The sequence below is a fragment of the Rhodococcus sp. IEGM 1370 genome (assembly GCF_033142325.1).
Lineage (GTDB): Bacteria > Actinomycetota > Actinomycetes > Mycobacteriales > Mycobacteriaceae > Rhodococcoides.
On record NZ_JAWLRY010000004.1, the window covers coordinates 176,457 to 201,424 of the forward strand.

23 protein-coding genes are annotated in these 24,968 nt (G+C 64.5%); 21 read left to right on the forward strand and 2 right to left on the reverse strand.

The window, feature by feature from the left end; translation table 11 throughout:
* Positions 1–49: 49 nt before the first annotated feature.
* From R4P47_RS09150 to R4P47_RS09170, 5 genes are read left to right on the forward strand one after another with little or no spacing between them, the layout of a single operon-like run.
* Positions 50–1,288: an SDR family oxidoreductase gene (locus tag R4P47_RS09150; protein WP_317784580.1), complete on the forward strand. Its 1,239-nt coding sequence runs from the start codon at positions 50–52 to the stop codon at positions 1,286–1,288.
* 1 nt (position 1,289) lies between these two features.
* Positions 1,290–1,487 carry a serine/threonine protein phosphatase gene (locus tag R4P47_RS09155; protein ID WP_317784581.1) on the forward strand — a complete coding sequence of 66 codons (198 nt, stop codon included), beginning with the start codon at positions 1,290–1,292 and terminating at the stop codon, positions 1,485–1,487.
* Positions 1,487–2,227, forward strand: a complete 741-nt coding sequence (locus R4P47_RS09160; protein ID WP_269595387.1) for a phosphatidylserine decarboxylase — start codon at positions 1,487–1,489, stop codon at positions 2,225–2,227. Before R4P47_RS09155 ends, R4P47_RS09160 begins: the two co-directional genes overlap by 1 nt.
* The gene (locus R4P47_RS09165) at positions 2,224–3,378 is read left to right on the forward strand and encodes a hypothetical protein (protein WP_317784582.1); all 1,155 of its coding nucleotides are present in this window, start codon (positions 2,224–2,226) and stop codon (positions 3,376–3,378) included. Before R4P47_RS09160 ends, R4P47_RS09165 begins: the two co-directional genes overlap by 4 nt.
* On the forward strand, positions 3,379–5,598 hold the full coding sequence (locus R4P47_RS09170; RefSeq protein WP_317784583.1) for an MMPL family transporter: 2,220 nt from the start codon (positions 3,379–3,381) through the stop codon (positions 5,596–5,598).
* On the opposite strand, the gene R4P47_RS09175 is transcribed toward R4P47_RS09170, so the two are convergent.
* Both R4P47_RS09175 and R4P47_RS09180 read right to left on the reverse strand, forming a co-directional pair.
* Complete coding sequence (locus tag R4P47_RS09175) at positions 5,577–6,344, reverse strand: hypothetical protein (protein WP_317784584.1); 768 nt, start codon at positions 6,342–6,344, stop codon at positions 5,577–5,579. The genes R4P47_RS09170 and R4P47_RS09175 overlap by 22 nt on opposite strands.
* A complete protein-coding gene (locus R4P47_RS09180; protein WP_317784585.1) occupies positions 6,341–6,874 on the reverse strand; it encodes an RNA polymerase sigma factor in 534 nt (177 codons plus the stop codon). The genes R4P47_RS09175 and R4P47_RS09180 overlap by 4 nt, the downstream gene beginning before the upstream one ends.
* A gap of 144 nt (positions 6,875–7,018) precedes the next feature.
* On the opposite strand from R4P47_RS09180, the gene R4P47_RS09185 reads away from it, so the two are divergent.
* The 16 genes from R4P47_RS09185 (at position 7,019) to R4P47_RS09260 (ending at position 24,774) form a co-directional block, all read left to right on the forward strand.
* The gene (locus R4P47_RS09185; protein ID WP_094641119.1) at positions 7,019–7,777 is read left to right on the forward strand and encodes a CHRD domain-containing protein; all 759 of its coding nucleotides are present in this window, start codon (positions 7,019–7,021) and stop codon (positions 7,775–7,777) included.
* A 149-nt stretch (positions 7,778–7,926) separates the two neighbouring features.
* Positions 7,927–8,397 (forward strand): class F sortase, encoded by a 471-nt coding sequence (locus tag R4P47_RS09190; RefSeq protein WP_317784586.1) that lies wholly within the window; start codon positions 7,927–7,929, stop codon positions 8,395–8,397.
* Positions 8,398–8,752: 355 nt separating this feature from the next.
* On the forward strand, positions 8,753–9,334 hold the full coding sequence (gene rplJ, locus R4P47_RS09195; protein ID WP_317784587.1) for a 50S ribosomal protein L10: 582 nt from the start codon (positions 8,753–8,755) through the stop codon (positions 9,332–9,334).
* Positions 9,335–9,424: 90 nt separating this feature from the next.
* Positions 9,425–9,811 (forward strand): 50S ribosomal protein L7/L12, encoded by a 387-nt coding sequence (rplL, locus tag R4P47_RS09200; RefSeq protein ID WP_008713856.1) that lies wholly within the window; start codon positions 9,425–9,427, stop codon positions 9,809–9,811.
* Positions 9,812–10,253: 442 nt separating this feature from the next.
* Positions 10,254–11,390: an ABC transporter ATP-binding protein gene (locus R4P47_RS09205; RefSeq protein ID WP_317784588.1), complete on the forward strand. Its 1,137-nt coding sequence runs from the start codon at positions 10,254–10,256 to the stop codon at positions 11,388–11,390.
* Between the two features lie 5 nt (positions 11,391–11,395).
* Positions 11,396–12,190, forward strand: coding sequence for an ABC transporter permease (locus tag R4P47_RS09210; protein ID WP_317784589.1), 795 nt, complete (start codon positions 11,396–11,398; stop codon positions 12,188–12,190).
* Positions 12,191–12,195: 5 nt separating this feature from the next.
* On the forward strand, positions 12,196–13,056 hold the full coding sequence (locus tag R4P47_RS09215; protein WP_317784590.1) for an ABC transporter permease: 861 nt from the start codon (positions 12,196–12,198) through the stop codon (positions 13,054–13,056).
* Positions 13,053–14,408 carry an MCE family protein gene (locus R4P47_RS09220; protein WP_317784591.1) on the forward strand — a complete coding sequence of 452 codons (1,356 nt, stop codon included), beginning with the start codon at positions 13,053–13,055 and terminating at the stop codon, positions 14,406–14,408. Before R4P47_RS09215 ends, R4P47_RS09220 begins: the two co-directional genes overlap by 4 nt.
* On the forward strand, positions 14,405–15,472 hold the full coding sequence (locus R4P47_RS09225) for an MlaD family protein (protein WP_317784592.1): 1,068 nt from the start codon (positions 14,405–14,407) through the stop codon (positions 15,470–15,472). Before R4P47_RS09220 ends, R4P47_RS09225 begins: the two co-directional genes overlap by 4 nt.
* Positions 15,469–16,467 (forward strand): MCE family protein, encoded by a 999-nt coding sequence (locus tag R4P47_RS09230; protein WP_094668709.1) that lies wholly within the window; start codon positions 15,469–15,471, stop codon positions 16,465–16,467. The genes R4P47_RS09225 and R4P47_RS09230 overlap by 4 nt, the downstream gene beginning before the upstream one ends.
* The gene (locus R4P47_RS09235; protein ID WP_317784593.1) at positions 16,467–17,750 is read left to right on the forward strand and encodes an MCE family protein; all 1,284 of its coding nucleotides are present in this window, start codon (positions 16,467–16,469) and stop codon (positions 17,748–17,750) included. The genes R4P47_RS09230 and R4P47_RS09235 overlap by 1 nt, the downstream gene beginning before the upstream one ends.
* Positions 17,751–17,779: 29 nt before the next feature.
* A complete protein-coding gene (locus R4P47_RS09240) occupies positions 17,780–19,048 on the forward strand; it encodes an MCE family protein (RefSeq protein ID WP_317784594.1) in 1,269 nt (422 codons plus the stop codon).
* On the forward strand, positions 19,045–20,292 hold the full coding sequence (locus R4P47_RS09245; protein ID WP_317784595.1) for an MCE family protein: 1,248 nt from the start codon (positions 19,045–19,047) through the stop codon (positions 20,290–20,292). The genes R4P47_RS09240 and R4P47_RS09245 overlap by 4 nt, the downstream gene beginning before the upstream one ends.
* Positions 20,293–20,376: 84 nt before the next feature.
* A complete protein-coding gene (locus R4P47_RS09250; protein WP_317784596.1) occupies positions 20,377–21,069 on the forward strand; it encodes a hypothetical protein in 693 nt (230 codons plus the stop codon).
* A 56-nt stretch (positions 21,070–21,125) separates the two neighbouring features.
* On the forward strand, positions 21,126–21,983 hold the full coding sequence (locus tag R4P47_RS09255) for a hypothetical protein (protein WP_317784597.1): 858 nt from the start codon (positions 21,126–21,128) through the stop codon (positions 21,981–21,983).
* A gap of 214 nt (positions 21,984–22,197) precedes the next feature.
* On the forward strand, positions 22,198–24,774 hold the full coding sequence (locus tag R4P47_RS09260) for an aminotransferase class III-fold pyridoxal phosphate-dependent enzyme (protein WP_317784598.1): 2,577 nt from the start codon (positions 22,198–22,200) through the stop codon (positions 24,772–24,774).
* Positions 24,775–24,968 lie beyond the last annotated feature (194 nt).

The window sequence follows — 24,968 nt, forward strand, 5'->3', positions numbered from 1 at the left end:
TCTGCCCGTCCGAGTGATGTGGGACACCGACCGTTGCAGGGGAGCGCGAATGCACGTAGAAGCACTGTTCGGAGACGGATCGTTGCGTCCGATCTGGCCGCACGCAGATGCACTGATCACCAACGAATGCCCGGGGCTTCGTTTCGCCGGGAAGTATGCCGACGTCGTCGCGCTGAGCAACGGTGATCCGACGGCGCTGCGCCCGTTCATCGACGAGGACACTCGCCGCCGCGTGGCAGGTATGGCAGCACCGCGTACCGACACCGCGCTGGTGTTCGGGGCCAACGGCTTTCTCGGTGCTCACCTGATCGGCCGTCTCACTCGTGATGCCGCCGTCGAGGTCGTCTACGCGATGGTTCGTCCCACCGAGGAGCAAACGGCTCTCGAGCGCCTGCAGCGCACGTTCGACCAGTACGAGATCGCGGTGGACGCAGACAAGATCCGCATCGTGGAGGGCACTCCGACGAAATTCCGGTTCGGTCTCGACAAGGCCGCCTACTACGACCTGGCTGCCGGAGTGGGGCAGATCTTCAACTGCGCCAGCTCCACCGATTACACCGAGAGCTACGCCGAGCTGCGCGACGACTGGTTCGTCAGCGTCCTGCGCATCCTCGAATTCAGCATCACCTCCACTCGCAAGCACCTGACGTACGTGGGCAGTATCGGTGCCCACCTCTATCAGAAGCCCGAGGATTTCCGTCGTCCCGATTCGTGGTGGTACTCCGGGTACGCGCAGATGAAGTGGGTCAACGCGACGCTTCTCGGATGGCTGTCGATGTCGGACACCTACTCCGTCACCCTGTGCGAGGCGCCCTACATCCTCGGTAGCACCGAACTCGGGCGTGATCCGGGCCGGGTCTACAGCTTCTGGCGCATCATCGAACTGGCCATCGCGGCCGGTGCCATCTGGGACGGACCGGGCATGAACTACGTCCCTGTCGACGTGATGTGCGACGTCATGGCGAGCAACTCGTTGCGCAGCCATCCGTTGACGAGGCTGTTGCCGAGCAATCCCACCGGCTACGGTCACGATCTGTACGCCGATCTCCTCGGGCTCGATCTGGTGAGCTGGGAGGAGTTCAAGGAGCGCGTCAGTGCGCGCATCTCGCCGCGGTTCGCCGAGACGATGCTGGCCGACAACATCGATCAGCTCATGCGGCTGGTGCACAAGCCCGAGGCGATCCTGCCCGTCGACCACGACATCTCCTGGTGCGATCACCGCCGACTCTTCGAGCTCTACTTCGAGAAAGCACAGCTCAAGACGCTCACGCCCGCCGCCGTCAACTGACGTGTCGGACGGATTCGAACCCACCTCGGTGCGCCTGCGGGACGTACCGATCGGCCGCGAGGTGACCAACGGCGTTCTCTCGCTGGGCTTCTACGTGGTGTGTGGGGTGATCGGGTTGCTGCCCGGCTCGCTGCGGAATCGGGCAGCCGATGCCTTCGTGACCTGGTCGGAGAGCGTCGACGAACAGCGGCACAGCTGATGTGGTGGGTTCGAGGGGTACTCGTCCTCGGTGTGGTGCTGGCAGCTCCGTTCGCTCTGTTCGTGTACTGGCGGACCCGGTTCTTCTTCCGTGATCCGCATCGCGAACCGCCGGCCGATCCGCGGGCGGTGCTCGCGCCGGCCGACGGCTTCGTCACGTACGTCAAACGGGTGGAGGCCGGCAGTACCGCGTTCGCCGTGAAGAAGGGACGGACGATCGTCCTCGACGAGATCGCCGGAGTCGCGTCCACCGACAGCGGCTACCTGATCGGGATCTACATGTCCGAATACTCGGTGCACCGCAATCGAATTCCCGTCTCGGGCACCGTCGGTATGCGTCGCCACCGGTCCGCGGCACCGTTCAACAAGTCGATGGCCAGGGTGGGCGCGAATCTGTTGACCCGACGCACTCCCTACGACGAGGGCTGCGACTACCTGCTCACCAACGAGCGGCTCACCATCTCGATCGAGCACGAGTCCGGAGCCGTGGTGACGGTGACGCAGATCGCCGATCTCTGGGTGGACCGCATCGTCGCGCACGTCGCCGTCGGCGACACCGTCGAACGCGGGGAGCAGTACGGGATGATCCGCTTCGGTTCTCAGTGCGACGTGTTCGTGCCGGACGCACTCGTCGACGAGATCACCGTTCGGCCAGGAAATTACGTGTTCGCCGGGGAGACGACGGTGGCCCGTTCGCCCATCCTCGTCGACGGCAGTCAACGGAGCGAAGAGGAACGATGATCACGATCGAAGAGGTCGACGGCAAAGCAGGCTGGCGCGAGTTCGAGGCCGTCTCGGACCTGGTCTACCAGGGCGATCCGTACCGCCTTCCCGACGAGTCGATGGACCTGCGTCGAGTGCTCATCGCACCGCCGTCCGCGGTCGCCGCCACCCGTATCACCAAGGCATTCCTGGCCCGCGAGAACGGAATTGCCGTCGGTCGCGTCGTGGCGATCCACGATCTGTCGTTCACCGAGTTCACGGGGGAGTCGATCGGCTTCTTCGGCTTCTACGAGGCCGTCGACGATCACGACGTCGCGACAGCGTTGCTCGACGCTGCGGCGCAATGGCTTTCGGCGCGCGGGCTCGCAACGATATCCGGGCCGTTCGGACCGTCGATGTTCTACAGCGCCGGCATCGTAGTCGACGAGATCCCGGCGCTGCCGCTGGTGGGGATGCCACACAATCCGCTCTACTACGCGGCCCACTTCGAGAAGTGGGGTCTGATGGCGGTCAAGGACTTCTACAGTTACCTCTTCGACGACCCGTGCATCATCTACAACGACCCCAAATACGCGCGGCACATGCAGATCTTCGAGAAGATCAAGGCGCGGTCGGAGGTGACGTTCCGGTCGATGAAGTATCGGACGCTACGCCGTGACGCGCGCATCGTGCGAGACCTCTACAACAAGACGTTCGTCAACTTCTGGGGCTTCTCGCCGCTGTCCTACACGGAGCTGTTCGAGCTGCTGAAGATGATGCTCCCGGTCATCGACCGCAGGCTCACGCTGCTGGCCGAACTCGACGGCAAGCCCGTCGGCTTCCTGATGGGCATCCCGGACGTCAATCAGGCCGCCGCCAAGGCGTCGCACCTGAAGTCGCGGTGGGCGCGAGACCTGGTGACGCTGTGGCACGTCAAGCGTCCGGGTCGGACGGAGATCATCGACGGCGTGCGGGTGGACATGCTGTTCGTCGATCCCGATTGCCCCGACCGGGCCGTGTCCTCCCTGCTGATCATGGAGATGTCGGTGCGCATGCGCGACCTCGGGTTCACGCGCGTCGAAGCCGCTCCCGTTCTCGACGACAGTCCGTGGATGAAGGGGTCGGTCCTGTCCAGGACGAAACTCGCTCCGCACCGCACGTACCGCATCTTCAGCCGGGAGTTGACGTAGATGACCGATACGATTTCGCGCATCGACCCGCAGGTGACCAGTGGAAACATCGGCGACCGGTGGGGCCGCCTCGTCGCGCGTCGGCGCTGGGTGGTGCTGGCGATCTGGACGCTGCTCGCGGTCGGATCGGCGATTCTGTATCCGGCGCTGCAGAATTCGCTGGTCGGAGCCAACTTCTCGGTACCGGGTACCGAATCGAGCCGCGCCGACGACCTGATCGAGCGTCACTTCGAGTCGTTCGGCTCCGAACAACTCGTCGTCACGTTCACCTCCGAGTCGGTGAACACGTCGGACCCGGCGTTCCGTGAGCGAGTGGGGGAGGTGGTCGGTCAGCTGCGGCAGTCCCCGGATGTGCTGCGGGTCGTCGACCCCTACGAGACCGCGGGCTTCGTCCCGACGATCTCGCAGGACGGCACGTCGGCGCTCGCGTTCGTCGGTATCGGCGGAGAGGCCAGCGATCGGATCGCGGTGGCCGAACGCGTGCAGGAGATGATCGGCGCGGCGTCCGGCGACGGCGTCGAGGTGGCGGTGACGGGGTATTCCCCGATGACGGTCGATCTCACCCGCGTCGAATCCGAGGACGCCGTGCGGGCCGAGAGCATCGGTCTGCCCATCGCCTTCGTGGTGCTGGTTCTCGCGCTGGGGTCCGTGGTCGCGGGAATCGTGCCGTTGGTCTCCACCGGAATCGGTGTGCTGGCGGCGTTCGGAATGTTCGCGCTGTTGTCCAACTTCATGACGTTCGACGTTCTCGTCACCACCGTGGCGGCGATGTTCGGCCTGGGTCTTGGAATCGACTACGCACTGTTCATCGTCAGTCGATTCCGGGAAGAGATCGGGCGGGCCGGACCACCCGACGATCCGCACCGGACCGAGCGCGCGGTGGGGGCGGCCATGGGTACGGCCGGGCACACCATCGTCATCTCCGGTCTGGTCGTGTTGATCGCACTCGGAGCCCTCGCCATCGTCGATGTTCCTGCCGTCCGCAGTATTTCGTTGGTCGTCGCGCTGACCATCGCGACGGTCGTCGTGGTCGCGTGGACCCTGCTGCCTGCGATTCTCGCGGTACTGGGAACGCGAATCGGCGCGTGGTCGCTGCCTCACAGATTCCAACCTCCGTCGGTCGACGAGCACGAGGCCGCAGTACCCACGTGGTGGTCACGGTGGGCGCAGCATGTCATCGAACGACCGTGGCGCTACACGGTCGCGTCGGCCGCGGTGCTCGTCGTGTGCCTGATTCCCATCGGTTCCATCTCGTACGGTGTCGACCTCGGGGCCGAGGCGCTGAGCGCGGAACCGTCCGGACGGGCCAACACGGTACTGACCGAGAAGTTCGCGCCCGGGACCATCTCGCCCATCACCATCGTGTTCACAGGTGAGGACGACAATCCGCTGGGACCGCAGCAGCTGGCCACCGTCGACGCGTTCGCTGCCTCCGTGCGCGACGACGATCGCGTCGCCTACGCGCTGGCTCAGCCGGAGGGCGGGCGGTCGTTGCTGATCGTGGTTCCGTCGGTGCCGATCGACTCGACCGAGGCCGCCGATCTGGTGGGATCCCTGCGGGCGCAGGCGGTTGCCGCCGGCGACACGGACGGCACGAGCGTCTCCGTCGGTGGCACCACCGCACTGGTGGTCGACGCCTCCGACGAGATCTCCGGCAAATTCGCCTGGGTCGTGGCCGCGGTCCTGGCCTTCTCCCTCTTCTACCTGGCCGTCGTCTTCCGCAGCGTGGTGATTCCGCTGAAGGCCGTCGCCATGAACCTGCTTGTCACCGGCGCAGCGTTGGGTGCGACGGTCGCCGTCTTCCAATGGGGTTGGGGGTCGAGAATTCTCGGCTTCGAGAGCCCGGGCTATATCCAGGTGTACCTACCGGTGACGGTGTTCGCCGTGGTCTTCGGCCTGTCGATGGACTACGAGGTGTTCCTCATCGGCCGCATGCGTGAGGTGTTCGTGCGGGGAGCGAGCAACGACGTGGCCGTGGTCGACGGCATCGAGCACACCGCCAGGCCCATCACGGCCGCCGCCGCGATCATGATCGCCGTGTTCGCCAGCTTCCTCACCGCCGACGTGCTCGAGCTCAAACAGTTCGGCTTCGCTCTCGCCATCGCCGTGCTGTTCGACGCGGTGCTGGTGCGCATGATGATGGTGCCGGCGATGATGAAGCTCTTCGGCGAGCGCAACTGGTGGCCCGGCTCGAAACGCTACGAGGCCGTCGGCAGCTGAGCACGCGCCAGGACGGCACCGCCGGACGTGCGGATCTCGATGTCGGTCACGTCCTGGCGCAGCACCGCGGCGTTCATTCGGCACTCGATGGTGATGTCACTACCGAGGAACGTGCCGGACGGACGTTCGACACCCGATCGGTCGACGAGAACCACCTCGTACGGGCCACGATCGGAGATGCCGTCCATCTCCAGGACGGTCTCGGTGCCCCACGTGTGGGCGACCAGACCTCCTTCTATGTCCACACTCGGCACCTCGGTGGTGAAGGCGACCTGCTCGTACGCGCCGAGGGTTCCGGGTGGACCGGTGATCGCGGCGGGTGGATTCGTGGTGTCCTGGCGGTAGGCGTCGACTCCGAGCACCACCCCACTGCCGACCACCACCCCTACTATTGCGGCCGCAACGGCCAGTCCTGCCGATCTGCGCTGCCTTCCCAACCGCTGCCCTCCGAACCGCTGCCCTCCGAACTGCTGTGTTCGCCGATTTTGCTGCGGCGACCACTCGGAGCTGCCTGTCGCACCGAGGATTCGCTCGCGGAGGTCGGGTGACGTCGAAGATTCGAGCCACGCGTCGGTAGGGCCGCGGCTCCCGAGAGTCATGGTCAGCGAGCGCAATTCGGCGATCTCGTCGTCGATCGTGGGATCGGATGCAGCGAGCCGACGCAGTTCGGCGGCTTCGGCGTCGTCGAGATCGTCACCGACGGCAGCGGCGATCAACTCGGCTCGGCGATCGGGTGCTGCGCTCATGTCTCCTCCTTTCCGTCGAGATGTTGTCGTAGGGCTCGCAGTGCGTAGAAGGTGCGGGTGCGCAGTGTTCGCACGGCGACCCCGGTCGATCTCGACAGCTCCGCGTAGGAGCTGCCGCCCAGGTGCACTGCGACGACGACCTGCCGATGCTCGGGGGAGAGCAGGGCGAGCGCGGCGATGATGCGGAGCCGCTCGTCGATATCGGGGCTGGTGTCACGCGTGACACTGCCCGACTCCCGCCCGACGTCGTCGATCCGGTCCGAGGCCGGCATCGGCATCCTCGTCAGCGACCGCTGAGCATCGACGATCACGTTGCGTTCGATGGCGAACAGCCACGTTCGCAGGGACCCGCGCCCGGGCTCGAATCGGGACCGCGCTCGCCAAGCCCGCAGGAAGGTCTCCTGAACACAATCCTCGGCCAGAGTTCTGTCGCGGAGAGCGTTGACGGCGAACCCGAGCATGGCCGACGCGTGCTCGTCGTACGCGGCAGCGACGTCGAAGTGCAGTTCGATCACGCTCCCGATGCTCATGACAGTGGATACGTCGGTGGACCCTCGGACGTTCATGGCGAGGGCGGAAAACATTTCTTTACCGAGCTTTGAACATTTTGGCATCGGCGCTCGTACACCTTGCACGGGCTCGCCTGCCCGATACTCCCACGGAAGGCACACGAGATGACCAGACGCTCGATCCCACGCCCGGCAACGTCGATCCGATCCACCGCCACAGCGCTCGTCGGTGGTACCGCCACCGCTGCGGCGATGATGCTGTTCGCCGCCGCCCCGGCCGGTGCCGATACGCCTGTCGCCGAACCGGATTCCTTCACCAGTGCATTCACGGCCATGGCCACTCCCGACCAGGTGCTCAACGGAGAGGGCGTCGCCACTCCGGGTCAGCCCGGTGCGATGGGTACCTTCACTCTGCGCATCAACTCCGACCTCGACATCATCTGCTACGACATCGCGCTCGAAGGCGTGACCGGCGACTACATGAGCCCGGCCAAGACCGCCACGCACATCCACCAGGCAGCGGCGGGCGCAGCAGGTCCTCCGCGTCTGGCATTCCCGAACCCCACCCCGATCGGCGACGGCCCGCGCACCAGCAGCGGCTGCATGCAGGGACCGTTCACCACCGGCCTCACGCCTGCCGGTGCCGACGCGGACAGCGGGACCGGATTCACCCTGGACCAGATCGAAGCCGACCCGGCCGCCTTCGCCGCCGACACCCACACCGTCGACTTCTCGGCCGGAGCGGTGCGTGGCCAGCTCAGCCAGATTCCGGTCGGGTCCGTCGCGACCGGTGGCGGCGGGTCGGCGCTCGCGGCGTCCGATTCGGCGTCGAGTTCGGTGCTGCCGGTCGTCGGTGCGGTCGCCCTGGGCGCGATGGTCGTCGCGGGCGTGACAGTCGCTGCGCGACGCGAGGTGCGGAGCTGAGATATCCGGTTCTGATCGCGGTCGCTGCCGCGGCGGTGGTGGTGGGCTGTTCCTCGCCACCCTCACCGCCGCCGGCGGCGACCACGCCGGTGTCCTCGCAGCCGTCGTCGAGCACCGCCGTGCCTGCGCCCGCCGTGCCAGTGCCCGCCGTGTCAGTGCCCGCAGTGGATTCGGTGAGACCGGCCCCGACGAGGGTGAGTGCCGCGGACATCGCGCTCGACGAGCCGTTGATCGGCCTGGGTCTCACCGAATCGGGTGAGATGCAGGTGCCCACCGACTACGACGACGTCGGGTGGTTCACCGGAGGTGGCCGACCCGGCGCGATCGGTAGCCCGACGGTGATAGCCGGGCACGTCGACTCGACGACCGGTCCCGCCGTGTTCGATCGCCTGTCGGAACTCGGAGTCGGCGATGTCGTTGCGGTGGACGACGAGGCGGGTGGCCGAGCCGAGTACCGCATCGACGAGATCGGTGATTACGGCAAAGCCGAGTTCCCGACGGCGTCGGTCTTCGGGGCTGTGCCTGCCGACGAGATCCGGCTCATCACCTGTTCGGGTGACTTCGATGCAGCCGTGGGCAGCTACGAGCGCAACCTCGTTCTCTACGGGGTGCGCATATGACAGTGCAACGCCGCTGACAGTGCAACGCCGATCGTTTTGGAGTTGACACCGAACGTGTTGTAGCCTGGTCGACGGTTCGGATCACGAATGCTCGCACTCGTGCCCTGACCGCCCAATCAAGTTCTACCCAAGACCGTTGGTCACCGCCTTCTCGAAGGATTCGCTTCCGGGAGTTGCGCGGTTGAAGGTCCGAGATCGCTTCGGACGGCCCACGCAGGAGAACGAGGTAGGGAACCTGTATGCAGCCCTGGTGGCTGCCCGCTCGTTCACGCCCCGTGTGCTTCTTGCGCCGGGGCGTTCGTCGTTTTCCGGCCCTCTCGCGATCGACACAACTTCCCACGAGAGGAGGCGAAGTATGGCAAAGCCCGAAAAGGTCTCAGCAGTATCGGAGATCACCGAACAGTTCAAGGGTTCGACGGCTGCCGTCGTCACGGAATACCGTGGCCTGTCGGTGTCCGGTCTGACTCAGCTCCGGCGTGCGCTCGGCGAAGGTGCCACGTACTCCGTCGCCAAGAACACCCTGGTCAAGCGCGCAGCGGCCGAGGCAGGCATTACCGGCCTCGACGAGTTGTTCGTCGGACCGACCGCCATTGCATTCATCAAGGGCGAGCCGGTCGACGCAGCGAAGGCCATCAAGGCCTTCGCGAAGGACAACAAGGCCTTGATCGTCAAGGGCGGCTACATGGACGGCGCAACGCTGTCCGTGGAAGAGATCAACAAGATCGCGGACCTCGAGTCGCGCGAAATCCTGTTGGCCAAGCTCGCCGGCGCCATGAAGGGCAACTTGTCGAAGGCTGCAGGCCTGTTCAACGCTCCCGCATCGCAGTTCGCGCGTCTGGCGTTCGCGTTGCAGGAGAAGAAGGCTGCCGGCGAACCCGCCGCAGCCGAGGCACCTGCAGAAGCAGAAGCACCGGCGGAAGCTCCCGCCGAAAGCTGATCCGCTGGTATTGGCGTACAGCTCAGCTCCACACCATCAACACCATGCCGCGGATCAGCGGTTAGGTACTTACAGGAAGGACCCGCCACCATGGCGAAGCTCAGCACCGAAGAATTGCTCGACCAGTTCAAGGAGCTCACCCTCCTCGAGCTCAGCGAGTTCGTGAAGGCATTCGAGGAGACCTTCGAGGTCACCGCAGCTGCCCCCGTCGCCGTTGCTGCTGCAGGCGGCGGCGCAGCCCCCGCCGAGGCTGCTGAAGAGCAGGACGAGTTCGACGTCGTCCTCGAGTCGGCCGGCGACAAGAAGATCCAGGTCATCAAGGTCGTCCGTGAGGTCGTTTCCGGCCTGGGCCTGAAGGAAGCCAAGGATCTCGTCGAGAGCGCTCCGAAGGCAATCCTGGAGAAGGTGGCCAAGGACGCAGCCGACGCCGCCAAGGAGAAGCTGGAAGCTGCCGGCGCGAAGATCTCCGTCAAGTAATACCGCTTCGTTGCAGTCGTACTTCGTGCTCTGACAGCACGAGCGCAAGAAGGGCCGTTCCCACCTCGGTGGGGACGGCCCTTTTCTGTTCCTCGGGTGCCGCACGGGGCTCGCCGTTGTGACCGATCACTGACTCCACCGAATCGCGTGCCAGCCGGCTCGTGCCCCTGTTTGCTCGGTTTCGCCGAAGTCCGAAGCGTGTCGAAGGGACTGGGCCGTCACTGTTTGTGGCTTCTCACAGATTTTCACCGCAGGGACTTGTCACAGTTCTGGCGAGTCGGCGGCCATGTCGCGTGAGATGAGCCACACTGATGCAAGCTCTACAGCCTGACTCGGGGAAGTTCTTACTGGGCGGTAAGCTCCGTGTCGGAGCGGACACGTGCATGGGTTACAGTGACGCAACCCACATCAGGGTGGATGTGTACGAATTGTGGAGGTCAGCGTGGGAGTCGAGGTTTCGGTCGAAGGATTGACCAAGTCTTTCGGTGTACAGAAGATTTGGCAGGACGTGACGTTGACCCTGCCGAAGGGCGAAGTGAGTGCCCTGCTCGGTCCGTCCGGTACCGGCAAGTCGGTCTTTCTGAAGTCTCTGATCGGTCTCCTGCGTCCGGAACAGGGCGAGATCTTCATCGACGGAACCGACATCCTGCAGTGCTCCTCCCGCGAGCTCTACGAGATCCGCAAGCTCTTCGGGGTGCTGTTCCAGGACGGCGCGCTGTTCGGCTCGATGAACCTCTACGACAATGTCGCCTTCCCGCTGCGTGAGCACACCAAGAAGTCCGAGTCCGACATCCGCAAGATCGTCATGGAGAAGCTCGAACTGACCGGTCTGCTCGGCGCGGAGGACAAGCTTCCGGGTGAGATTTCCGGAGGTATGCGCAAGCGCGCCGGACTCGCCCGCGCCCTGGTGCTCGATCCAGAGATCATTCTCGTCGACGAGCCGGACTCCGGCCTCGATCCCGTTCGTACGACCTACATCTCGCAGACCCTGATCGACATCAACGCCGAGATCGACGCCACGATCTTGATCGTCTCGCACAACATCAACCTCGCTCGGACGGTGCCCGACAACATCGGCATGCTCTTCCGTCGCCAGCTGGTCATGTTCGGGCCGCGTGAGGTCCTGCTGACGAGTGACGAGCCGGTGGTGAAGCAGTTCCTCAACGGAACGATGATCGGTCCGATCGGCATGTCGGAGGAGAAGGACGAGGCTCAGATGGCGCAGGAGCAGGCCATGGTCGACGCCGGTCACCACGCCGGTGGCGTCGACGACGTCGAAGGCATCGTGCCGCAGATGAAGGCAACCCCGGGTACTCCGGTGCGCCAAGCCGTCGGACGCAGGCAGGAGCGAGTCCGCGAAATCATGCACACGCTGCCGCACAGCGCGCAGGTCGCGATCCAGGAGAGTCTCGACACCACCGACCCCGGTCAGCAGTACCCCGCCTACGCAGGCCAGCAGGAGTACGACCAGCAGGGTTACGACCAGCAAGGTTACGACCAGCAAGGCTATGGCCAGCAGGGCTATTCCGGTCATGATCAACAGGGCTACCAAGCTCCTACTCAAGGTCGGGGTCAATAGCAGACATGGGGGGATCGAAGAAGTCCGCGTTCGCTCCGGCGAACGCCGCTCTGACACAGGCCGGCAATATCGTCGAACTACTGGTCGATGTCGTTCGGAACACCTTTCGCAGACCGTTCCAGTTCCGTGAGTTCATCGAGCAGGCCTGGTTCATCGCCAGCGTGACGATTCTGCCGACGGCGTTGGTCGCAATTCCGTTCGGTGCAGTCGTGTCGCTGCAGACCGGATCGCTCATCAAGCAGCTCGGTGCCGAATCGTTCACCGGCGCAGCCAGCGTGTTGGCGGTCATCCAGCAGGGTTCACCTCTGGTGACAGCTCTGCTCGTTGCCGGTGCCGCTGGATCCGCGGTCACCGCCGACTTGGGATCGCGAACCATTCGCGAGGAGATCGATGCGATGCGCGTCCTGGGTATCGACCCGGTGCACCGCCTGATCGTCCCGCGCGTACTGGCGATGATCCTCATCGCTCTGCTGCTCAACGGGTTGGTCTCGGTCGTCGGCATCGCGGGCGGCTACTTCTTCAACGTGATCCTGCAGGGCGGAACTCCCGGTGCCTATCTGGCGTCGTTCTCGGCCCTGGCCCAGCTGCCGGATCTGTATGTCGCAGAGGCGAAAGCGGCGATCTTCGGGCTCATCGCAGGCATCATCGCCTCGTACAAGGGACTCAACCCCAACCCCGGACCCAAGGGTGTCGGCGAGGCAGTGAACCAGACCGTGGTCATCACGTTCCTGCTGCTCTTCTTCGCCAACCTCATTCTCACCCTGGTGTACCTCCAGGTCGTCCCAGCGAAGGGAGCGTAACCGCGATGACGATCGCAAGAGGTCGCGGTGACCGCACGCTGATGCGCGTCAAGCGTGTCGGTAATGCCCCGCTCAACGTGCTCGACCGCGCGGGCGAGCAGATGTCGTTCTACCTGCGGGCCATCGGGTGGATTCCCAAGACTGTGGTGCACTACAAGAAGGAAGTACTTCGCCTGTTGGCGGAGGTCACCTTCGGTAGCGGTGCGCTCGCCGTCATCGGCGGCACCATCGGCGTGATCGTGATGATGTCGGGGTTCACCGGAATCGTCGTGGGTCTGCAGGGTTACGCGGCACTGGAGCAGCTCGGCAGCTCGGTTCTGACGGGCTTCCTGTCCGCGTACGTCAACACTCGTGAGATCGCACCGATCGTCGCCGGACTGGCTCTGTCCGCCACCGTCGGCTGTGGCTTCACCGCCCAGCTCGGGGCCATGCGTATCTCCGAGGAGATCGACGCGCTCGAGGTCATGGCCGTGCCCAGCGTGCCGTTCCTCGTCACCACCCGCATGATTGCCGGCTTCGTTGCGGTCATCCCGCTCTACATAGTCGGTCTGCTCGCGTCCTACGCCGCGTCCAGAGGGATCAGCGTGTTCTTCAACGGGCAGTCGTCGGGGTCGTACGACCACTACTTCAATCTGTTCTTGCCACCGGAAGATGTGCTGTATTCCTTCCTCAAGGTGCTCATCTTCGCGTTCGTGCTGATCATGATCCACTGCTACTACGGCTATCACGCCTCCGGCGGACCGGCTGGCGTCGGCGTCGCAGTGGGCCGCGCAGTGCGTACGGCGATCGTCACGATCGCAGTGCTGGACTTCTTCCTCAGCCTCGCGATCTGGGGCACGACCACCACAGTGAGGGTTGCCGGATGATCGACTCGCCGTCGAGACTGCAGCGAGTACTGCTCGGACTTGCATTCTTCCTCGTGCTCATCCTGTTCCTCGGATGGAGCATCACGTCGTACAACAAGACGTTCAAATCCGTCGTGAACGTCAGCCTCGAAACCGATTCGGTCGGTAACGCGCTGCCGATGAACGCGGACGTCAAGGTGCGCGGCATGATCGTCGGAGAAGTGCGGTCCGCATCCACCGTCGATGGAGTCGTCACGTCGGAGCTGGCCATCGATCCGGACAAGGCTCCGCTGATTCCGTCGAATTCGACGGCGCGACTTCTTCCGAAGACGCTGTTCGGCGAGCGCTACGTCTCGCTGATCGTGCCCGAGAACGACACGGCGTCGCCGATCACCGACGGCACGGTTCTTCGGCAGGACACCAGCGGAAACGCCATCGAGGTCGGTCAACTGCTCGACGGTTTGCTTCCACTGCTGCAGGCGATTCCGCCGCAGGACCTGGCCAGTACCCTCGGCTCGCTGGCGCAGGGCCTCAGTGGCCGTGGCGAGCAGCTGGGGCAGACCATCGAGAATCTGACGAACGTCGTGTCGGGTCTGAACACGGAGCTGCCGAACATCCAGCAGACTCTCGTGGGGCTCGCCGACTTCTCCGAGACCTACGCAGACGCTGCCCCGGAGCTGATCTCGGCGCTGGACAATCTGCGGACTACGGGCAACACGGTCGTGGAGCGGCAGTCCGGTCTCGAAACGCTGTACGGATCTCTCACGTCGGCGTCCAACGTCACCGCGGACTTCCTGCAGACGAACTCCGAGAATCTGATCAGTTTGGCGGCCAATTCCCGTGAGGCCCTCGAACTGCTGGCCGAGTTCTCGCCGACGTTCGGTTGCACGTTCACCCAGTTCGCCGAAGGAGCCAGGCGCGGCAAGATCGTGCTCGGCGAGGGCGACGAGTACCCCGGCATCAACGTGTCCGCATCGTTCGTCAACCCGAAGGGTCGTTACTTGCCGAACCAGGACGAGCCGCGCTTGTTCGATGATCGCGGAGCCACCTGCTTCGAGCCCGCGGCACCGGGAGAGTTCTTCCCGCAGTACCCGGGAGGTTCGATCAACGACGGTTCCTACCAGGTGCCGACTCGTAACCCCGGCCCTCAGGTGATCGAGGGGCAGGGGCCACCCAGGTCGGCTCAGAGTTCGATCGTTCCGGCCATCGCTGCATCCGCGGAGCCTGCGAGCTACGAGGGCTCGGACTTCGAGCGCGACACTCTCTCCGTGATCTACGGGCAGGCGAGTGGCGTTGCACCGGACACTATTCCGTCGTGGGCGGCCGCAATCGGCGCACCGGCACTGAGAGGAGCGGAGGTGACCGTGCCATGAGAGGCCTTCTCGCGCCGATCATCAAGTTGATCGTGTTCGCCGTGATCACGATCATCGCTACGGCCACCCTTGCCTTCACCATCGCCAATTCGAGCGGCGGCGGCGGCACCAAGTTCTCGGCTGTGTTCACCGACGTCACGTCTCTCAACGAGGGCGACGAAATCCGGATCGCCGGAGTTCGTGTCGGCCAGGTCGACAGCATCGAGATCGCCAACGAGCGCGAAGCGAAAGTGGACTTCACCCTGAGCAGTCGTGATTGGCTGCCGGCAAGTTCGACGGCAACCATCCGGTTCAGGAACCTGGTGGGCCAGCGCTACATCGCCATCGAGCAGGGCTCGGGTGACCAGGGCCGCAAGATCACCGAAGGTGCCACCATCCCGTTGGATCGGACCAAGCCTGCGGTGAACCTGACCACGCTGTTCGACGGCTTCCGGCCGCTGTTCACCACGCTCAGTTCCGACGATGTGAACAAGCTGTCGTTCCAGATCATCCAGGTGTTCCAGGGCGAGGCGGGCACCATCAACGATCTGGTGACCAACACTGCGAGTCTGACGAACACGGTCGCCGACAAGGACCAGGTCATCGGCCAGGTCATCACCAATCTCAACAATGTCCTGGCCACGGTCAACCAGAACGACGGTCAGCTCGACAGTCTCATCGTCAACACTCAGCAGTTGGTCTCCGGGTTGTCCGCCGATCGTGATGTCGTGGGTTCGGCCGTCACCTCCCTGGCCGGACTGACCAACGCGACGGCAGACCTGCTCGAACCGACGAGGCCGTCCATCCAGGGATCGGTGACCGCGCTGAACACCCTGTCGGAGACCGTCAATCGACGCAGTGACGACGTGGACACGGTTCTCGGGATCCTGCCGAACAAACTCGACAAGCTCATTCGTACGGCCCAGCAGGGATCTTGGTTCACGTTCTACCTCTGCGGCATCGACATCGTCGCCGGACCGGGTAGCTCGCCGAACCTGAATCTGCCCACCGGGCTTCCGACCGTCAACCAGCCGCTGTACACGAACTCGGCAGAGCGTTGCAAAGCTGGGGGGATCCAACAATGAAATCTCGTCGTAGTCCGGCCACCATCGGTGCTCTGGGCATTGCCATCATCCTGCTCGCCACGATGTCGGTCTTCTTTCTCGACCGTCTTCCGATCATCGGTGCCGGCTCGGTGTACACCGCCGAGTTCAGCGAGGCCGCAGGTCTCAAGGCCTCCAACGAGGTTCGTATCGCCGGAGTGAAGGTCGGCAAGGTGACCGACGTGCGTCTCGAAGGCGACCGGGTACTCGTGGACTTCACGGTGCAGGACGCCTGGGTCGGCAGCGAGTCACGTGCCGCCATCGCGATCAAGACGCTGTTGGGACAGAAGTATCTGGCGCTCGACCCGAGTGGCCCGGAGACGCTGAGCCCCAAGGACCCGATCCCGCTCGAGCGCACCACGTCCCCGTACGACGTCATCGACGCGTTCTCCGATGCGGCGTCGACCATCAACGACATCGACACCGATCAGCTCGCGACGAGTATGCGGACCCTGTCCGAGGCGTTCTCGGAGACGCCTGCGAACATCCGCGCCTCGCTCGACGGCGTCACCCGGTTGTCGCAGACCGTGGCCAGCCGCGACGAGGAGCTCAAAAAGCTGTTCGAGGCCACCGGTGAGACGTCGAAGGTGTTGGCCGACCGCAACGAGCAGTTCAACAAGCTGATCACCGACGCAGGTCCGCTTCTCGAAGAGCTGAACAACCGCCAGCAGGCCATTTCGCAGCTGCTCACCGGCACTCAGCGTGTCTCGCAAGAGCTGACCGGCCTGGTCCGCGACAACGAGGCGACCATCAACCCGATGCTGCAGCAGCTCAACGGCGTCATCGAAATCCTGCAGCGCAACAACGACAACCTCGACCGTGCGCTGAAGCTGTACGAACCGTTCATCCGGCTGTACACGAACGTGACCGGCAACGGTCGATGGCTCGACATCACGCTGGCCAACCTCACACCTCCCGGAGTTCCGTTGATACCTGGCTACCGCCAGCCCTCACTCGACAAGTTGCCGGGGGAATGATGACAGACACGCAGACAGCACCGAGAAACAAGAACAAGCTCGCGCTGATCGCCGTCGTCGTGATCGTTGCGCTGATCGTGGCCGTGGCCGGTTGGTGGTTGTTCACCAGGGCCGGCACGACCAAGATCACCGCGTACTTCGACAAGTCGATCGGCATCTACTCCGGCTCCGAGGTACGAGTGTTGGGCGTCAAGGTCGGCACGGTCGACTCCGTCACGCCACTCGGTGACGACGTCGAGGTCGTCCTTCGCGTCGACCGCGGTGTCGACATCCCGGCCGACGCCAAGGCCGTGCAGGTCAGTCCGTCGCTCGTCGCCGATCGCTACGTCCAGCTCTCACCGGTTTACACCGGCGGAGACACCATGGCGGACGGCACGACGATCGGTCGCGATCGCACCGCCACACCCGTCGAGGTCGACGAGCTGTACAAGTCCATCAACGACCTGTCGACCGCGCTCGGTCCCGACGGTGCGAACAAGGACGGCGCTTTCACCGACCTCGTCAACACCGGTGCCGCGAACCTCGACGGCAACGGTGAAGCCCTGGGCGACAGCATCACCCAGCTGTCTGCCGCCGGCCGCACTCTGAGCGACTCGCGCACCGACGTCTTCGACACGATCAAGAATCTGCAGACGTTCGTCAGTGCTCTGGCCGTCAACGATCAGCAGGTCCGCAACTTCAACACCCAGTTGGCCGACCTGACCGGTTTCCTGTCGGGTCAGCGAGAGGATCTGGGAGCTGCGCTCCAGCAGCTGTCGGTTTCGCTCGGCGACGTGGCGACGTTCGTCGCGGACAATCGGACCGAACTGACCGATGCCGCAAACGGTCTCGTGGTTCCGACGCAGACGCTGGCCGACAATCGTGAGCAGCTGGTGCAAACGCTCACGTTGCTGCCGCTGGCCATCAGCAATTTGGTCAACGCCTACGACGCCGAGTCCGGCACGCTCGCCACACGCGCCAATCTCCAGAACGAGACGCAGGATCCGCTCGGCACCGTGTGCAAGCTCCTCGATCTCGGCGCGCTCGTTCCCGGCGATCCGCGCTTCGAAGCCCTCGGTGCGCAGATTCAGCCGATCATCGATCAGTGCGCCAATATCACCACCATGATTCAGGCCCCGATCGCCGACCAGAATCGGATCGTGCTGCCGTTCGGTGTTCTCACCAACGACATCGAGCAGAACGTATCCGTGCCGGGCACCGTGCCTGGCGTCGTCTCGCCCAGGCTCGGAAACAGCTCGATGCCCGGACTCGAGCAGTCGTACATCGGAGGTGGGGGACAGTGAGAACCTCTGTGAAACGGAATCGAGCTCGAGTGAAGCGTTCTTTGGTCGTCGGAGCAGGCATGTGTGTGGTGGCGTTGTCCGCCGGAGCGTGCTCGTCGGCCGGCATCTACGCCATCCCGCTGCCCGGCGGTGCCGACGTCGGTGACAATCCGTTCAATCTGACGGTGCAGTTCGACGACGTTCTCGACCTCGTCCCTCAGTCGACGGTCAAGGTCGACGGTGTTGCCGTCGGTCGTGTCGACACGATCACCGTTCCGAACGAGGGCTGGACGGCCGATGTCGACGTCATCCTCAACTCCGACGTCGATCTGCCGGCCAACGCGATTGCCTCGGTTCAACAGACCAACCTGCTCGGTGAGAAGTTCGTGCAGCTCTCGGCACCTCCTGCGGACGAGTCCGCAGCGCGGCTGCAGGACGGCGACACCATCCCGCTGGATCGAACCCGCCACGCGACCGACATCGAGCAGGTACTCGGTGCGCTCTCGCTGCTGCTCAACGGTGGCGGCGTGGGGCAGCTCTCGCCGATCGTCAAGGAACTGAGCACGGCATTCGACGGTCGCGAAGGCAGGACCAAAGAGCTTCTGCAGCAGGCGAACACGCTGATCGACGGCCTCAACCAGCAGCGTGACGACATCACCCGCGCCATCGATGGTCTCGACACTCTCAGCGGCCGCGTCAACACGCAGACCGACAAGATCGACGCCGTGCTGAAGGATCTACCGATCGCCACCGAGGTGCTCGAGCAGCAGCGTCCGCAGCTGACCGAGATGCTCGGAGCTCTCGATCGTCTCGGAGCCGTCGGCACCGACGTGATCGACCGTTCCAAGGACGATCTGATCGCAGACCTGCGGGCACTGCGCCCGACGCTCCAGGCGCTGGCCGATTCGGCGGACGACGTGGTGAGCTCGCTGGCGGTCATTCCCACGCTGCCGTTCGCGGACGGTACCGAGAAGATCATCGAGGGCAACTCGGCCAACCTGTTCCTCTCGCTCGACCTGTCGATCGGAACTGCGCTGCGCAACTTCGGCGTCGGCGAAGGCGATCCGGTGTACGTCCAGCCCAAGTACGGCAACACGCTGCCCGTCGTCGACCCGTCGAATCCGTACTACAACGGCAACGGACCGCGCCCGGGTTGGCCGACGATCTCGCTGCTGCCGTTGCCGCCGATCATCCCGTCACCGGTTCCCGGCCCTGGTGCACCCGCGAACGAGCAGGCAGCGGCCGCCGCCGCGCCCGCACCGGCCGATCCGTTCGCACCGTTGAACGATCTGCTCGAGCGATTCGGAGTTGGACAGTGAGATCGAGACTGGTTCGCATTCAATTGGTCCTCTTCGTCGTGGTCGCCGTAGTGGGGTTGGTCTATGTCGGTGCCAAGTACGTGCGCCTGGACAACATGCTCGGTTTCGGGCAGTACCAGGTCGATCTGAACCTCGCCGATTCCGGTGGCATCTTCTCCAACGCCGAGGTCACCTACCGAGGTGTCCCGGTGGGAACCGTCGGAGATCTGGAACTGACCGAGGACGGCATCCGAGTCGCGCTCATGCTCGACAACGGTGGCCCCGACATCCCGGCCGACACGAAGGCCGTCGTGGCCAACCGGTCTGCGATCGGTGAGCAGTACGTCGACTTGCAGCCCGACACCGATCAGGGCCCGTTCCTGGTCGACGGTTCGCAGATCGCGCAGGCCGACACCACCACGCCCGTGCCGGTGGAGGACGTCCTCGCCAACACGAACACGTTGGTCCGGTCGGTACCTCTGGACACACTGACGCGCGTCGTCAACGAGCTCGGCGTGGCATTCGACGGTAAGGGCGCAGATCTTGCGTCTCTCGTCGATTCGCTCGGAAACATCTCCGAGGCAGGCAACGAGGCGCTGCCGGAGACGCTCGCGCTGGTACGTGACGCGGTGCCGGTGCTCAACACGCAGTCCGAACAGTCGAATCTGATTCGTGAGTTCAGCACCAGCTTGGATCAGGTGACGGCTCAGTTGAAGTCCAGCGATCCCGACATCCGCCGCCTGATCGATACCGGTACCGCGGCGGGAGATCAACTCGGTGGTCTCATCACCGATGCCGGCCCGGCTCTGACCACCGACATCAACAACCTCGCGCTGGTTGCCGCTCAGGCCCAACCGCGGTACGTCGCGCTTCGTCCGTTCCTGACGTTCCTGCCCGCCCTCGGTGCCGGTATTTCCACCGTCGTCCCGAACGACGGCACGATCTATCAGGGCCTGTTGCTCGAGACGAACAACCCGCCCCCGTGCACCGTGGGCTACGAGGGAACCCAGGCGATCCTCGACGAGGAGAAGCGGAAGAATCCGAACTTCGATCCGACTCGGGAGAACTACCCCCTGAACCTCGACGCGAACTGCGCTACCCCGCAGGGCAGCGTGACGGGTGTGCGTAGCGCGAACCGCATCGTGTTCGCCGATCCGGATGTGCCGCAGCCGTGGGACCTCAAGCCCAAGGTCGATCCCGAGAAGTTGAACCTCAACCCCATCGCCACCCAGTTGGCACCGCTGATCGGCGTCACGCCGAAGTAGTGAAATCGGTGGAACTGCTGCTCAGCACTATCGTCGGGCCGAGAGTGGTTCGGCCGGATATTACCGAGTAGTAGGGTGGAAAGTGTGAACTCGAGCACCGAAGCCCTGGAGTCCCCAGCGACTCCAGGGCGCACCAAGACCGCGAAAATCCTGTTGGCCGTCGTCACGGTGATCGCCGTTGCCGCTCTCGCGGCGGCAGTGTTCTTCGGGTACGGCTGGGGCAATGCGTTACTGAGCCAGAAGCCCACCGCGGACACCAGGGACGCGGCGCTGACCGGAGCTCAGCAGGCCGCCGTCAACCTGAACACGGTCGACGCAGCAGCCATCGATCAGTCGTTCGACAATATGAAGTCGTCGATCACCGGCGACCTGATGCTCAACGACCTCGAGCAGACTCGCTCGGGCATCACCGATCAGGTTCGCCAATCCGGTGCCAAGAGCGAGGCCGAGGTGTTGCACGGCACGCTCACCGAGCTGAGCACGGACGAGAACACCGCTACCGCCCTCGTGGTCATAGCGACGACCACCACCTGGCCCGATCGCGTCGAGCGCAGCAAGCTGACAATGCGTCTGGCCATGGAAGAGGTCGACGGGGTGTGGAAGACCAACAAGGTCGACCCCATCGGTTCACGGATCTCGCTCGACAACCCGAACACCAATCCCGTTGTTCCGACCGAACCGGGCGGCCCCGCCGACCCGAATGCGGTCGATCCGAATGCGGCCGACCCCAATGCGGAAGCGACGCCGGCTCCCCAGCCCGACGCCGGCGGCAACTGAGACCCGGCATTGGTGTTTTCCGTCTGTACCGAAGTGAGTTTCGAAGGAGTTCTGTAGTGCCTCCCCAGCGTCGCAAGATCGTTCCACCCACCACCACCAGCAAAGTTCGCCGGAAGGTGGCCGGGACCGGGAAGCCGACTGCTGCCAACTCCGCCACGGACTCGACCGGTGCCGAGACGTCCGCTGAGACCGAGACTTCGGCGATCACCACGACACCGCCCACCGAGCCCGTATCGGACAAGCCCACAGCCGACAAGCCCGCGCTCGACAAGCCTGCTGTCGAGAAGCCGGTGACCGATAAGCCCGCTGCCGACAAGTCTGTGCTCGACAAGCCGGCAACCGATAAGCCTGTGCTCGACAAGCCGGCAACCGCTGAGCCCGCAGCCGATTCCGCGTCGACCGACTCTGCCGCCGCGTCGGCGTCGGGGATCGGCTACAAGCACGTCATCGTCGTTGCGGTCATCGCCGTTGTGCTCGGTGCGTTCGCTGCCGTTGCCGCGTTCAAGCCGTTCGCCAGGATCGACAACGCAGCCTGGGTGGATTCCGCGGCGACGCAGGAAGTCACTTCGGCCGCGACCGACGCGCTGCAAACCCTGTACACGTACAAGGCCGCCACGATCGACGCCGATTTCGATGCCGCTCGTGCGGTGCTCAATCAGTCGATGCTCGACGAGTTCAACTCCACCGCCGAAACCACCAAATCTGCTGTGGTGCAGACGGATACGGGCACCGAAGCCATGGTCACCGATATCGGCGTCTCGCGGCTGGAGGACGGCATGGCGGAACTGATCGCCAACGTGAACATCAGTGCCACGCAGAACGGTGTCGCATCGGGCAGTGCCGAGGGCCCGTTGACGGTGAACATGGAGAAGGTCGACGGCACCTGGAAGCTGTCGGCAATCGACGATCAGTAGGCGCGCCACAACAGCACTCGATCCGGCCCCGTTCGACGCAGAATTCCTGCTCGGACGGGGCTTTTTCGTGCGCTCTTAGGCGGTCTGTCACTGGCTGGCCACCGAGTTACCATCGCGATTGCGTCCTGGCTTGGGGCGAGCCCTGGTTGTTCGAGACAACCAATAGACGCTCGACAGCCAGGGGTGGATCCGATGAAAACGGAGCATGCTGGTCATGACTGACACAACCATCGATTATTCCGTGCTGGAATCCAGGTCCGGTCGTTCGGGCTTTGCCGAGCACGTCAATCCCGAACTGTACCGGCTGTTGTCTGCGCTGAACTTGGATCGCGAGTACGTGCGGGGCGACGGGACGGTTCTGTTCGACGCCGCGGGTCGTCGCTATCTGGACTTCGCGGGCGCATATGGGGCGTTGCCCTTCGGTCACGGCCCCACTCCGATCTGGCAGGCGATCAACGATGTTCGCTGCAGCGGGGAGGCGATCTTCGTGCAGCCGTCGGTGCTGACGGCAGCGGGCGAATTGGCAGATCGGTTGGGGCGCATCGCACCCGACGGATTGACGCGGACGACGTTCGTCAACAGTGGTACCGAGGCCACCGAGGTGGCGCTCAAGATCGCGCGAGCGCACACCGGTCGGCTGGGTGTACTGACCACCGGGAACGGTTTTCACGGCAAGACTCTCGGCGCTTTGTCTGCGACGGGAAACATCAAGTACCAGAGCGGTTTCGGTGCACCGGTCGAGGGATTCGATCACATCGAGTTCGGTGATTCGGACGCGCTCGACGCGGCCCTGGCGGCGGCACCCGGGCACTATGCGGTGTTTCTGGTGGAGCCGATTCAGGGTGAGGGCGGGGTGGTGTGTCCACCCGACGGGTACCTACGCCGCGTGCGGGAGATCTGTGATCGGCACGGGGTGCTGATGGCTCTCGACGAGGTGCAGACCGGGCTCGGCCGGACCGGCAGGATGTTCGCCGCCGAGCACGAGGGTGTGGTGCCGGACATTCTCACCGTGGCCAAGGCGCTCGGGGGAGGGATCGTGCCGGTGGGTGCGGTGTTGTGTGCGCCGAGGTTGGTGGACGAAAGTTTCGCGCTCCGTCACACGTCTACCTTCGCGGGGAACGCGTTGGCCGCGCGGGTCGGTATCGCAGTTCTCGACGAGCTGACTCGAGACGACTGCGCTCTGGTGCAGAACGTGGCCGTTCTCGGGCGGCAGCTGAAGAACGATCTCGCCGTGCTGACCGAGAAGTATCCATCGGTGGTCACCGCAGTGCGCGGTCGCGGACTGTTGCTGGGCCTGGAACTCACCGCGGACGTGAACTTCGTCGGGCGACAGTCGTTGCTGGGATCGATTGCCGATCAACACAATCTGGCCGTGGTGATCTGCTCGTACCTGCTCGATGTCGAAGGGATACGTGTGGCTCCGACTCTGTTCGGTAACAGGGTGATTCGGATCGAACCACCGTTGACGGTGTCGGCGGTGCAGTGCTCGCGGCTGGTCGCAGCATTGGATCGCGCATTGGGGTATGCGGCGGTGGGGGACCTGGACGGATTGTTCGGGCATCTGCTGGGCCGACCGACCGTCGCCACTCCGCCCGCACTCGAGGCGTTGCGCCCGGGTCGGACGCCGGATATCCCTGTGCGACCGGCCGATCGGCGCTTCGCGTTCATCGCGCATCCTCTCGATCTCGGATTCTTCGCTGCGTTCGATCCGGCGCTGGAGGTGTTCGACCACGGCGAGCGGCAGGACCTGCTCGAGCGGTTCGCGGCATCGACGTCCGAGCTCGAACCTGCGTCGTTCGTCATCGGCAGCGGCCGAGTCGTCGGGGGTGAGGAGGCGACGGCGCACGGCGATCTGATCGGGCTGCCGTACACCTCCGAGCAGTTGCTGCGTCTGCCGATCGAGCAAGCTCTGCGGGTGGTCGGCAGTGCCGTCGACCTGGCGATCTCACGCGGTGCGACGGTGGTCGGGTTGGGCGGTTATTCGTCGGTGATCACCGGGAACGGGTTGGGCCTCGGCGCGACGACGCGACCGATCACCACCGGCAACACGTTCACCGCTGCGGCGAGTCTTCGGGCTGTTCGACGCGTGTGCCGTGAACGCGGTATCGATGTCGCGCGGGCTCGGGTGACGATTCTCGGTGCCGCCGGGGCGATCGGGCGAACGATCGGCATGCAGTTGGCCGGCGAGGTCGGCGCCGTCGTGTTGGTCGGCAGGAAGGGGGAGAGTTCGGTCGTCGCACCCAAGCTGTGGGCGGCCGCGCAGGAGATGGTGGCGAGCGCTCGGGCCGGGACGGGTTCGGGAGATCTGGCCGGTGCCGCGCACGCGGTCGACGGTGATCTGGACGATCTGATCAGGTCGCGACATGTCGAGTTCTTCACCGATCCTGTTGCTGCGGTGAGGGATTCGTTGATAGTCATCGCCGCGACGTCGGCCCCGCATGCGCTGATCGATCCGACGGATCTGATGGAGGGTGCCATCGTCTGCGATGTTGCGCAGCCGCCGAACATCGGCCGGGACGTGCGCAGTGAGCGGCCCGACGTGACGGTGTTCGACGGCGGCATCGTGCGGGTGCCGTCGGGTTCGGATTTCGGGTTGACCTACGGGTTGGCTCCGGGTCTGACGTATGCCTGCATGGCCGAGACGATGCTGATCGCGTTGTCGGGCGAGTTCGGACTGCGGAGCATCGGCACCACCCTCGACGGCGACAGTGTCGAGCGGTTGGGTGAGTTGGCGGATGTCCACGGGTTCGCGCTCGCCGAGGCCACCCGGTGGCGCAAGGTCGACCGGTAGTCGGCAGGGGCGGGTGCGTCGGTGTCCACGCCGGGTGGCCCGCCCTCGACTGCGTCAATGGACCGTTGCACACGTCTCGGCGGTGCAGTGGTTCATTGACGCGGCCGGTTCGAGAGCAGTCTCTCGGAAAACGGATCGGGCCGAACCTCTTGACGAAGGGGGCGGCACGGTTCACTCTTGTCGTCAGGAGCACC